The 12,718-nt window shown below is 35.4% G+C and carries 11 protein-coding genes; 3 read left to right on the top strand and 8 right to left on the bottom strand.

Annotated elements, in window-relative coordinates; translation table 11 throughout:
- Window positions 1-11 precede the first annotated feature (11 nt).
- Window positions 12-1,196, top strand: a complete 1,185-nt coding sequence (locus tag LCL96_RS09065) for a coiled-coil domain-containing protein (RefSeq protein WP_224941065.1) — start codon at window positions 12-14, stop codon at window positions 1,194-1,196.
- A gap of 72 nt (window positions 1,197-1,268) precedes the next feature.
- Window positions 1,269-1,760 (top strand): M67 family metallopeptidase, encoded by a 492-nt coding sequence (locus tag LCL96_RS09060; RefSeq protein WP_224941064.1) that lies wholly within the window; start codon window positions 1,269-1,271, stop codon window positions 1,758-1,760.
- A gap of 41 nt (window positions 1,761-1,801) precedes the next feature.
- Here the strand turns inward: LCL96_RS09060 and LCL96_RS09055 are convergent, their stop codons facing one another.
- Window positions 1,802-2,482, bottom strand: coding sequence for a glycosyltransferase family 2 protein (locus LCL96_RS09055; protein ID WP_224941063.1), 681 nt, complete (start codon window positions 2,480-2,482; stop codon window positions 1,802-1,804).
- Between the two features lie 287 nt (window positions 2,483-2,769).
- Between LCL96_RS09055 and galE the strand changes: the two genes are divergently transcribed.
- Entirely contained in the window at window positions 2,770-3,762 is a 993-nt protein-coding gene (gene galE, locus LCL96_RS09050; RefSeq protein WP_224941062.1) for a UDP-glucose 4-epimerase GalE, read from the top strand.
- Between the two features lie 244 nt (window positions 3,763-4,006).
- Here galE and cysQ read toward each other — a convergent pair whose 3' ends face one another.
- The 7 genes from cysQ to LCL96_RS09015 all read right to left on the bottom strand — a co-directional run bounded on the left by cysQ (window position 4,007) and on the right by LCL96_RS09015 (window position 12,290).
- Window positions 4,007-4,774, bottom strand: a complete 768-nt coding sequence (cysQ, locus tag LCL96_RS09045) for a 3'(2'),5'-bisphosphate nucleotidase CysQ (RefSeq protein WP_224941061.1) — start codon at window positions 4,772-4,774, stop codon at window positions 4,007-4,009.
- A 106-nt stretch (window positions 4,775-4,880) separates the two neighbouring features.
- On the bottom strand, window positions 4,881-5,480 hold the full coding sequence (gene cysC / locus LCL96_RS09040; RefSeq protein WP_224941060.1) for an adenylyl-sulfate kinase: 600 nt from the start codon (window positions 5,478-5,480) through the stop codon (window positions 4,881-4,883).
- 18 nt (window positions 5,481-5,498) lie between these two features.
- Window positions 5,499-7,259 carry an SLC13 family permease gene (locus LCL96_RS09035; RefSeq protein ID WP_224941059.1) on the bottom strand — a complete coding sequence of 587 codons (1,761 nt, stop codon included), beginning with the start codon at window positions 7,257-7,259 and terminating at the stop codon, window positions 5,499-5,501.
- Window positions 7,260-7,282: 23 nt separating this feature from the next.
- On the bottom strand, window positions 7,283-8,437 hold the full coding sequence (gene sat, locus LCL96_RS09030) for a sulfate adenylyltransferase (RefSeq protein WP_224941058.1): 1,155 nt from the start codon (window positions 8,435-8,437) through the stop codon (window positions 7,283-7,285).
- Window positions 8,438-9,784: 1,347 nt separating this feature from the next.
- The gene (locus LCL96_RS09025; protein ID WP_224941057.1) at window positions 9,785-10,528 is read right to left on the bottom strand and encodes a sulfotransferase; all 744 of its coding nucleotides are present in this window, start codon (window positions 10,526-10,528) and stop codon (window positions 9,785-9,787) included.
- A gap of 38 nt (window positions 10,529-10,566) precedes the next feature.
- Window positions 10,567-11,340: a glycosyltransferase gene (locus LCL96_RS09020; RefSeq protein ID WP_224941056.1), complete on the bottom strand. Its 774-nt coding sequence runs from the start codon at window positions 11,338-11,340 to the stop codon at window positions 10,567-10,569.
- Window positions 11,337-12,290: a glycosyltransferase gene (locus LCL96_RS09015; protein ID WP_224941055.1), complete on the bottom strand. Its 954-nt coding sequence runs from the start codon at window positions 12,288-12,290 to the stop codon at window positions 11,337-11,339. Before LCL96_RS09015 ends, LCL96_RS09020 begins: the two co-directional genes overlap by 4 nt.
- Window positions 12,291-12,718: the final 428 nt, after the last annotated feature.

Here is a 12,718-nt window from a genome sequence, read left to right as displayed (position 1 = left end):
TGATGAATAAGATGAATGAGGAGGAGAGTAAGTCACAAGAAATTCCGGGAGTATTAAAAGATATTCATTTGATCTCTGAAGAGCTTGAGTCGCTTTATAATCATTATTCAAACAGGATAAGAAGAGTGTCAGAGGAATTGTCCAGGGAACGGTCAAAGCATAAGGTATATCAATTAGAAATTGCTGAGAATCATCATACCATTCAGTTGTTGACGGAACAGATTGAATATTTACTTCAAAATCTTAAAGTGAAGCATGAGCTAAATATTCAGTTGCAGAATGAACTAAAAATAGAATCGTTACAAGATGACTTGAAGGAGATCAGCTTAGCAACAGCAACCCGATATGATATTGATGAAGGCAACTCTCAAGGGGATTCTTGGGAAGTTTCTGATCATACATTTCCTTCTCCCATCCCTGAGATAAGAGTAATTTATGAAAGCATTGAAAATCACAAAAAAACATTACTCGAAAAAATTAAGAATGATGCAATATCTTTGTTGGTTGAAGCAAATAGGTGCTTTTTTCCAAAGGGTAATATGTCTATTGAGGTTGAGGAATACTCAAATACTTTCTCTACACAACTTGAGTGGTTAAGGAAGCAACGAAAACAATACACGGTGGGTAAAAATGAAAGGTGGTATTCAAAAATGTGGAAATTTCTATGGGGGAAAGAAGAAAATAATCATCCTGAAATTCTGAAAAAGCTTGATCTGATTGAAGAACAATTAGTCTCTTATTCCTCCAAATTTAATGAAGTCAAGGAAACATTGAATATGGACAATACGAGAGAGGAAATCACTCAAAATTTTTTACAAAAAACGAGTGATTTGCATGCTGAGCTAAAAAAAATCGAGGAACATTATGAGGAAGAACTCCATGCATTGAAGAGTCAAATTGAGGATTTCAAACAAAGAGAATCACATTTTGAAAGACAGATGGACTTATTTGATGAACAAAATAAGGCGAAGCAAAGCGAAAAAAATCAAAGGGAAATCGAATTGGAACAGGAACTTGTAAAACTTCGTCAAGATCTCAAATCCCAATCGAATAAAAAAAATGACTTATATAACAAAATGAAACAACAAAAGAAACAAACTCCTCAGGTAAATACCCAATTCGAAGAATATGGAAATATCCCTATGTCTTCTGAATCAAAGAGAACCATTTTTAACCCGAATAAATACATTCGATGAAATTGAAAGGGGGGAAGAAGATGCAGTCGAAAGATCTAAATAAAATATACAAGCAGTCAAAAAGCACACCCATTGGGACTAAAAAAGAACAAAGAAAACAAATGGAAACAAAGCGCACGAAGTTTAAATTTAAAGGCTGTGGGTGCAACGCCTAAAGATTCAATCATTCTTTCAAACGAGTTAAGGGAATATTTAATAAGGAGTTGTAAAAAAGAACTACCTAATGAAGCATGTGGATTTATTTCAGGGAAAAATAATATTTGTTCTAAAATTTGGCCAACTACTAATGTAAACCCAAGCCCTTTTACTTTTGCCATTGATATAAATGAAGAAAGTAAGATTGTAAACGAAATAAATAAAAGGAATGAAGATTTAATCGCGGTTTATCATTCTCATCCAAATGGGATAGCTATTCCCTCAAAAGATGATATCTTATTTGCTCCTGATTCCGAAATCCACTACTTTATTATTTCAATTAGCCTGTCAAGAGCTGTGGTAAAGTGTTACAAAATAGCGGAAGGGTCTGTTTCAGAGGTTAAGGTTGCTCAAGGAGAGTTATTTTAAAAAAATGACTCTCTTCTAATAGTCAAATCTCAATATTCATTTCATCGTTTCGATAATATTCTTATTAAATCATTATTATTTTTACATTGCTGATAACTTTTTAGTAGAAGTAAGTTTCTTTGATAATTCATATTGTTAACTGGCTCAGAACGGGGGTGCCATAAATGAATGATCTCAGAGTCTAGTCTTGAATGATTTCCGCATAGGTGGTCTACCGTATATGCGAATGCATCGTCTTCCCCACCCCACCCAATAAATCTTTCATCAAATCCTTTAACTTTAGTAAAGGATATTTTACTGATAACATTTACTCCACCTACAGTAGGAAACTTACCGTTTAACCTTTCAGAGTATTCGTAAGTGCCTTTCACTGGCCATCTCGCAGGATAATTAATAAAAAAATCAGTATCCCTCTTCGACATGTCAAATACTTTGGAATACGGAATGACCCAGGGCTTTTTTCTAATTAATACTAATGAGTCCATTATGGATTTTGGTGAACAGATTATATCACAGTCATGAATGATGAGTATTTCACCTGAGGCTGATTGAGCTGCATTATTAATCGCTTGTGCTCTGGAAAAATCTTGACTACGTGAAATACCAATACATTGTTCAAAGTTGGGGAAGTAATATTTATAATATTTTCGAACCCATTCGAAAATTTTTTCCCTATGCCCCTTATCCGTTTTAAATGGGAAAAGTAGTGATACTTTATCCATTTACTCCCTCCTCAAACACTCATGGTTAGCACTTCATATACCTTATGCCCAATATGCTTACAATATTCTGCAAGATATGTACTAATTTCTTTATACATTTTCAAGTAGTTACAAAGGTTTTTAGAGTGTGAAAAAAAGAAACTAGAAGTATTCTTTCAGGTCACCACTTTTTGCTTTTAGAGAATGGATAGTAGGAACCAAGAAACTCGCATATTTCGGTAAGACTCAACCAATTATAGGATTTAATGAATAAAATTACATTATCAAAGAAGGAGGTAGAATGAGTATTGAATATACTCGTTACTGGAGGTGCAGGTTATATTGGATCACACACCTGTATTTCTTTATTGGAAGCTGGATATTCAGTAATAGTTGCAGATAATCTTTGTAATAGTAAAATTGAAACCTTAAAAAGAGTTATGAAGATAACCAATAAAGAAATAATTTTTTATAAGATTGATGTGACAAATGAACATGATGTGGAAGAACTTTTTGAGAAGCATTCTATAGATGGTATCATTCATTTCGCCGGTCTAAAGGCTGTCGGAGAATCACAAAAAATTCCTCTTATCTATTATTATAACAACATTGTAAGTACTATAATTCTTGCTAAAGTATGTGAAAAATATGGAGTGAAACGGTTTGTCTTTAGTTCTTCAGCTACAGTCTATGGTGAAAATCAAGTTCCATTCTTCGAAAATATGAATCTAATGCCAACCACAAATCCTTACGGTGAATCAAAAGTAATTAGCGAGAGAATTCTTACCGATGTAGCGAAAGAAATTCCAGGATTTTCAGTTGCTATTCTCCGATATTTTAACCCAGTTGGAGCACATGAAAGTGGGTTAATTGGTGAGGTACCAAATGGTAACCCTAATAATTTAATGCCCTATATAACTCAAGTAGCAGTTGGGAAACTTGATAAACTTAGAATTTTTGGAGATGACTACTCAACATTTGACGGAACAGGAATAAGAGACTATATACATGTAATGGACCTTGCAGAGGGACATGTGGCAGCCTTAAGATATTTGAAGGAAGGTGTTCAAGTTTATAATTTGGGGACAGGAAAAGGGACAAGTGTCATAGAGTTAGTGAGAGCTTTTGAAGAAGCTAATAACATTAAAATACCGTATGAAATAGTTAGCCGCAGGCATGGTGATATCGCTGCTTGTTATGCTGATGTAACAAAAGCAAGCCGTGAGCTTGGCTGGAGAGCTAATCGTAGCATACGATCAATGTGCGAGGACTCTTGGAGGTTTGAATTAAATAATAAATAATAGTTTCTCATTATCCGTTAAGTCTGAATTATAGCTTAACGGGTTTTATGTATCTTATCAGGAAATAGGACAAGGACAATTAATCATTGTCCTTGTTTGTTGTTTGTATAGAACCACATTTTGAATTGTTTAAAAAATAGAATAGGAGTTAAAAGTAATATCCTCTCCCAGGAGGCCATTAGATAAAATGTGAAAACGAGTGATTTCCAAATTTTAAAAGAGATGAAAGTGTAATGTGAAACTTTTAAAATTCACAAACAAAAGGTGGATTGGTAAGGTGAATTTTATTATACAAAAGCTTTGAGTTAGTTTCATGAACCAAAACAGACCCTCCTGCCTCTTCTACGATTATTTGTCCTGCTGCAGTATCCCACTCCATAGTTGGAGCAAGTCGCGGATAATAATGTGCCACTCCTTCTGCAACTAGACAAAACTTCAAGGAACTTCCAATTGGAGAGAATTTTAGTTCTCCTTCTCTTTTTTCAAGGTCCCTGATAAAAGAATTTGTTTCTTTTGACATATGTGAACGACTGATAACAACGCTTTTGTGTTTACTTTCTGAATCAGTTTGAAGGCGTACCGGGGGATCTACAGACCTCTGTGCTCTTATTTGTTTGAATGCCCCTTTGTTCTTCTTTGCAAAATAAAGAATGTCTAAAGCAGGGGCATAAATGACGCCTAGTATAGGATGGCCTTTATGAATAAGGGCAATGTTTACCGTAAATTCATCATTTTTTTTTATGAATTCTTTAGTACCATCTAAAGGGTCTACCAGCCAAAATGTTTCCCATTTGGAACGTTCATGGTAGGGAATGGACGTTCCCTCTTCACTTAATATAGGTATGTCATCCCAATATGCAGATAACTCTTTTTGAATGAAATTCTGGGAGAGTCGATCGGCAGTAGTCAAAGGAGATTCATCATTTTTTAGTTCAATGTGGAAATCCTTTTTATAAACGGTCAGAATTTCATTTCCAGCACTAATAGCAATTTTTTTAACTTTATCTAACATTTTTTCACCTCTTTTAGTAAAGTAATAGTTAACCTGATATATTTATTTATGCAGTTAACAATTGAGAATTAGAAATGGCTTGCTTGATAGAATTTTTTAGAAAATGTCAGAGGTACTGTTTGTCTTTAAGATAGGTAAGAATCTTCTCAACTGATTCTTGAATTGTCAAAGCTTCTGTATCAATGTGGATTTCCGGAGAAGCAGGAGCTTCATAAGGTGAATCAATACCAGTAAATTCTTTGATTTTACCGTCTCTTGCTTTTTTATAGAGACCTTTGGGGTCTCGCTCTTCGCAAGCTTCAATACTCGCTTGGATGTATACCTCAACGAATTCTCCATCTTCCATCAGCGATCTTACGTATTTGCGATCCTTTCTGAATGGAGAAATAAAGGCTGTTAGCGTTATGAGTCCAGCATCTACCATCAATTTAGAAACCTCACCGATTCTACGAATATTCTCATATCTGTCTTTCTCTGTAAAACCAAGATCACTGTTTAAACCGTGTCGGATATTATCACCATCCAGTCTATAGGTTTTGATCCCCATTTCATGCAATGATTTTTCAAGTTCTACTGAAATCGTCGATTTTCCAGAGCCGGATAACCCTGTAAACCAGAGTGTGACACTTTTGTGTTGGTTTAATGAATTTCTGTGTTGCTTTGTCACTTTCCCTTCATGCCACATAATGTTTTTTTTACTCAACATATTCACCTCCTTCCATAACTAAATCCAAAACATATAAATGAGCATAGTAGTGATAACCATTGTAATTAAATTCAATGGCAGACCAGCCTTAAGGAAATCTATGAATCTGTAACCTCCGGGACCGTAAACAATCAAGTTTGTCTGGTAGCCAATCGGTGTAGCGAAACTTGCCGAAGCTGCTATAGCCACAACAACCGCCAATGGAGTAGGTGAGATTTTTAAGGTAGAAGCTAATTCAATGACGATAGGGAACATCAAGACAGCCGCTGCACTGTTAGTCATCAACTCTGTAAATATATTTGTTAGCAGGTAAACAGATAAGATGACAGCGAACACACCAAAGGGGGCGGTCAATTTAATTAATACATCAGCTATGAAGGACGCAACACCTGAATTGGTCAATGCATAACCAATGCCAAATGAACTAGATATGATAAGAAGAACATTCCATTGAATAAAATCTTTGATTTCTCTTGGGCTGACCATCTTAAAGAAAATAAAAAGCATGACCATAATCGACATTGCCGATATCATTGGAATAAAACCGATAGTAACTAAAGCAATCATCATACCAAGTAATAAAATGGCATACCAACCTGACCGTACATCTTCAATTGATTGGACAATCCTTGAATGTTCAGACGTGAAATAGAAATCATTTGACTGAATTCTTTTGTTAAACTCCTGGCCGACAACTAGTAATAATATATCCCCAGGTTTTATAATGATGTCTCCTATTTTTGTTCTTAGTCGATGGTCTTGCCTATGAACAGCAATGACTGCTGCATCATATCTGCTTCTAAAGTTTGTTGAATTGATTTTTTTGTGTAACAGGGGAGAATGGTGGGAAATGACAGCTTCTACTAATTTATGTTTTTTAGGGAAATCATCTCCAATACAACTTTGGAGTTCAAGTCCTTTTGTTTGTTGTAGTTCAGTAATTGTTGTAATGTCACCAGAAAATAGTAATCGATCACCTTCTCTAAGAATGGTTACATCGGAAACGGGGGCTATAGTCTGGTTATCCCTCACGATACTTACAAGGAATACTCCTTTTAAACTCCTTAACTTGGCTTCTTTTATAGTTGTATGAAGATAAGGATAATCCTTTGTGATTAATACTTCTCCAGTAAACTTCCTGAGATTTTCAACCTCTCGCAATGCATTGCTTTTCCGATCCGGAAGAAGATAAGGGCCTAAAAAAATTAGATATAGCAGTCCTAATATGGTAATGGGGACCCCAACCTTTGCAAGTTCAAAAAATGTAAATCCTTCTAAGCCTTTATCTAACAGAAGTCCATGGACGACTAAATTTGTAGATGTACCGATCAGTGTAATCGTCCCTCCGAGAATGGTTGCATAGGATAAAGGAATGAGGAATTTGGAAGGGGACAAACCGTTTTCTTCACACCATTTCTTAATGATCGGAGTGAATGCAATGACAATAGGCGTATTATTGATAAAACCAGAGAGTAGAGAAATAGGGGGGAGGATTCTAGTTAATACATGTTTTGTTGAAAATGATTTCTCCAACAATCTTTGGAAGAGCATATCAACTAATCCGCTCTTTTGAATGGTTCCTGCGATAATAAAAAGAAGACCTATAGTGAGCATTCCTTCATTCGAAAACCCTTTGATTGCTTCTTTAACCGGTACAATCCCTGTAATCATGAATAGAAGAAGTGTGAATGGAATAATGAATTCAGGACGTCCCATTTCAAGGACAAGGCAAGAGAGCATAAATAAAACAACAAAAGATACAAAATAAAATTCAATCATGGTGTTTGCTCCTTTTTCAAACCCTATAAATCTTTGTCTTCCATTTCTGTAACTAGCACTTCTATCACTTCTGGCCTTGAAAATTCCTTTGGGGGTACCTGTCCATTTTTCAACATATTTCGAACTTTGGTGCCGCTGAGATGGATGTGAAAGTCGTTGTTGTGAGGACATGTTTTAGAGGTAGCCATTGAATTACACTTGATACAAAAGAATGCATGCTCAAACTTAAGTATTTCAATTCCTAGTTCTTCTTTTTGGAATTGGTCGAAGATAGTTTGTGCATCATATGTTCCGTAATAATCCCCGACTCCTGCATGATCCCTGCCTACAATGAAATGGGTGCAGCCAAAGTTTTTGCGGACAATGCTGTGGAAAACTGCTTCTCTCGGGCCTGCGTACCTCATTGCAGCAGGGAAGACTGACAAAACCACTCGACTTCGAGGGTAATAATTCTCCATCAGAACTTTATAGCTCTTCATCCGGATTTCAGCGGGAATATCATCAGCTTTGGTGTTGCCGACAAGAGGGTGGATAAGTAAACCATCTACATTTTCAAGTGCTGTTTTTTGGAGATATTCGTGAGCTCGATGGATTGGGTTGCGAGTTTGAAATGCTACAATTGTTTTCCACCCGAGTGATTGAAAGGTTTGTTTTAATTGTTGTGGAGTTTGAAAGTCTTTATTGAATATACTTTCAGGTTTATTAAGTAAAGTAACGGGGCCGGCTACATAATAGTCTTTTTTTTCATATACTTTTTTTACCCCAGGGTGACTGGGATCCGTTGTTTTATAAACGAATAATGCTTCGGCTTTTTTACTGTATTCATAGATTTCTTCTACTTCCAATATGCCATAAATGACACCATCTTCGCCCTTTAAAGAAATGACTTGTCCAATGGACAACTTATCTTTTATTTCTTGTGAAACAGATAGAGTAATAGGGAGACTCCATATCTCTCCGCTACTTAGCCTCATATCTTTAAGAACCTGCAGATAATCTTTTTGTTTCATGAACCCATTTAGTGGACTAAAAGCTCCTATGGAAATTAGAACTAAATCGGAGAGGCTCCATGAGTCCAATTTAACAGAATAATAATGCTCTGCTTTTTCTAAACATTGAGTTCTGTTTTTTCCTTCTGCCACCCGGTTAATAAGGGTGCCACCATGTGGAGTTATCATAGTATCATTCTCCTTCCTTTATTTAATGAAAATATTCTCTCTATTATTTTATGTAACAGACTCCATTTGGATAGGGCACACCAGAAAAATAATCAAATACCTATACACTAATAAAGATCTTAATCAACGGCTGTTTTCGTAAACATTGTTGCTTTTGGATGTAGCGAGTGGCGGTTGATTTCCGCTACAGGTGCTCGCTTTCCGCGGGGCTGGCGGTGAGCCTCCTCGGCTACGCCTGCGGGGTCTCAAGATCCAGCTATGGCGGCTAGCCCCTCGAGGTCATAAGTCAAATCAACCAAAAAGGCAAAGAGCGCCTTTCCGGTTGACTCGCCTTATGCTTGTCGGGCCTGACCAAGCCGCCTTCGCTTTTCGTCCTGTCCAGCGTTTCCCGCAGGAGTCGAGCACCTTCCGCTCCAATAAACTGACGAAAACTTTGACTATCACAAAGGAAATGTGGAGATTGCTTATGCCACTGCTTTTTCATTCGTTGCAAATCCTTTACTCTTTTTAAACTGATGGTCACAAACCATTATGCTCTGTCAACCACTTACTACTCTAGAGGGTGAAGGGAACTGCGTAGACTCCTACGGAAAACGGGCGTGCCTAGACCCCGGAAGCGGTTTTTGCTGAGGAGGCTCGGCCGAACGTCCGTGGAAAGCGGGACTGTTCCCTTCACCCTCCTGCACTACAACCTAATTGACAGAGCATCGTAAATCTTAGATTGTATGCGTATAGCAACAATCTTTGCGAAAACAGCCTAATCAAAAGAAGAGCAATCTGCTTTCATTATTATGTCAGGGCGGAAAAGAACATTGAGAATATTCCTAGAGGCAGCATTTGAAATAACCCATGTCGTTTAGAATCTATGGATGGAAAAACTGGTCTTTAGTCGGTGATAAAATTAATTAAGAAATTAGAGTAGCAGTAAATGAATGTGAAATAGATGGAAATAATTATAACCTTAAGGGAGAAGAGTGGGCGTAAATGGTTGCGGAAACAAAGAGGTTTATATTTTTATAGGTAAACAACATCTAAATCAAAATCAAATTGTTCGTTGGATCCTTATTCCCATTAACTTTTCATATCATAGTATCATTCTTAAAGATAAACATTTATTACTGTAGTGATAACAATTGCTAAAGTTAAAATGAACATCTTTCACTAGAAACCTATATTTGCATATCAAATGAAACAATGCCATGAACTTAAATGAGATTCATGGCATTGTTTCATTTATTCGATAATTGATAAATTTATTTTACTTCGAATTGTAATGGCAGTTCGGTTTCACTAGCAAGTAAAAATTGTTATTGAAACTGTTTGTGCTCATTAATGGGCTAAATCTGATTAATAACCATATAGCTTCATCGTTTCACCACAAACTTCACGGATTTTCTTTTCCTGAGCTTGAGGGATTTCAGTTGAAGTACTACTTATTTTTTTTCCTAATACATTGGTGATCTGATTTATTGATAAATCTCCTAACTTAGATAACAGTTGGAGGGTAGCTGGTTTTCTATTAATGATATCCTCATATTTAAATAAGTACATATTTGGATCTTTTTGAGCAAGTTCATAATATTCCCTTGATCTGTTGTTCCACTCATTCAAAAATTTGTTGAATGGATTCTCATTCTTAGACCATGATTTTCCATTCATGCTTTTTCTGATGTCAATCGGATTCCTTACTAATAATATGATTGGTGTTTGAGGGAAGCACTTTCTAAATAAATGCAATTCTTCTCTTCCATAATGTACTTCTTTAAATCCAATTTTATCATACGAATTTCTTTTTTCTGAATATAGTTCATTAATAAAAGTTCTGACAGCAGATTGCATCGCTTTTTCAATATAAGGCATATCAGGCATTAGGCAAGATATTGAAACACCTGTGTCTTCTTGTTTGAAATAAATATCTCTAGTCCCTTTATGACGATTGTAAAAAGCTGTCGTATTATTATAAATTTTATTGAATTCAGTTAAAACACCGAAGTGTTCTCCCCAAATTAACGTTTGTTTTCTTTCGTTAAAAATCCTTTGTACTAGCGTGGATCCTGTTCTTTGAGTTACAGCTGAAATCATGATATCCATTTGTTTTGCCTCCTTTTCCACATTGTTAATCTCGATGTTTAATTCTTAAGTTTTACAGTAATCTGATAAAACTTTTTTAAATGTTGTTGAGAGAGAGCAACCCACTTGTCGGATCTTTGATTTGAACTAGGAGTGGGTATTGGTCTATGAATCGCCACCGCATCTGTCACGACAATCGTTTGGTTAATATTCCTCTTTTTTAATTCAAGAAAAAAAGCTTCATCATCTAAAGTGTAAATATTCGGGAACTTAATATCTTTCTCAAGAGCTTTCCTACAAAATACAAGACAACCAAGTGGCCCCCAGTCAGCTATTTGATACTTTTTATAAATAGTTTGAAGTTGTTTTCTAATCAGCAAATCACCTTCGAATTCCATATTAGCACCAACAATGCTTTTTACACCTCTTGGTCTCTTCATACCTGTTGAAAAAACACTATGATTAGGAAAATAATTCATGGCTTTTTCTATATTCTCATACCAATTAGGTGTAATTTGCATATCATCGTCAAGTGAAATGATGACGTCATGTTTTTCTTTCATTGCTTCAAATAAATAGTGCCTAGATCCTCCAGCTCCAACTCTTTCAGAATTTAGTTCTTGCCGATCATTTAAGACTACAAAATCTACATCTTTTCTCTTACTCCTCTTAATTAACTTTGTTAGTCTATTTGATAGTGGAGCTGTTATATCATTATATAGATAAATTGAAAATGGCTTTTTTAGGTAATTAAGCAAATGGACAATTGTCCAATCCAAAGCCTCTTCTCTCCCATAAGTTGTAGGAATCATAACCCCAATACAGGTATTCATTTTATCTCCCCTTTATTTTTTTCAGATTCTATAATCAAATCAATACTCTTCATTAATTGTGATGCTCGAACCTTTGTTGTGTGTTTTACATGTACCATCCTATAACCATTTTCAGCGATTCTTTTACGTTCTTTTTCATTTTTGGCATAATAATTGGATACTTTCTCGAAGTTTTTTGAATTGATTTCAATATAATGCGTCCCGGGAATAAACCCTAAATCTCTTAACTCCCGAGATGAGGGAGCTAATAAGAGGGTGTTACAAGCCAAAACTTGGTAATACTTAGCAACAGGATACTTATATATAGAATCACATGTAAAAAACATTTTTGCGCGATTTATTTCTCTGGCGTAATTTTCATAGATAAATAGCTTTTGCATTTCCTTTTTTGAAAATTTTCTATATCCTGGGTGAGCATGGTAAATAAAATCTTGCTTATTTTCTAGTGTTTGAAGGATTTTTGCGCGCAGGGGGTAAATTTTTGGGGAAACAGATCCCATCAACAATTTGCTAATACTTTTATCTAGTCCATAATCTTTAAATAGGTTTGTATTTACGTGGTGAGGGAGCCAGATAAGTTTATTTTGGAATTCAGGGTAAAATTGAATGAATGCATCCCTGTAGTAAGAAAAGATATATTTAATTCCATCTTGCATAATCATTTTTTTTCGCTTTTCCTTTTCGTAATGAAGATCATGGAAGATTACTCCAATAGGGATAGAGGTCGATCTACAATTAGTGATTACCGGAGTGAATTTCTCCCCGTAATCATTTATTAAGATGAAGTCTGGTTCTTCGCCAATATTTATTAGAATCTCCTTTATGTCTCCGGATTCTCGCCACATTATAATATTTGTTTCCTTATTAAGTTCATCAGCAAGGTAATGAAAATCAGGAAAAGGTCTTTGTCTATAATCAGCACTAATAATTAATATGGTTCTCTTATGCAAAATTTCATCCCCCAAAAATTTATGACATGTATTCTAAACGTAATTTCAATTTTTCTTCAGCAGCAAAGTTCAAAAAGGGATATTCAAGGAGAACAGACCGGTTGTCCATTATATACTGTGGAGAAATAATCAACATTTATATGTGAAGTTTTATATACTGCTTAGTATTTTTACCGTTTCTAGTATATTCACCAGGAATTTATTGGAATTTACTTTGGGGCTGCTCGATGAAGAAAAATGTATCTTTAAAACCCTAACCTCCTGTCTTATACATTCACGAAACAAATCCCACTAGAGGATTTTTTAATCTCTATATAATATACATAGGTAATGGACAACGACAGGGCTGTTATCATTAAGTATTTATAAAAATTATTAAAGTCAGCACAAGTCTAGGTATATTACAAATATTTGATAATGAGGATGGG

The organism is Rossellomorea aquimaris (assembly GCF_020172085.1).
Taxonomy (GTDB): domain Bacteria; phylum Bacillota; class Bacilli; order Bacillales; family Bacillaceae_B; genus Rossellomorea; species Rossellomorea aquimaris_E.
The sequence above is the reverse complement of the archived record's forward strand: the minus strand, read 5'-3'. Positions and strand labels throughout refer to the sequence as shown.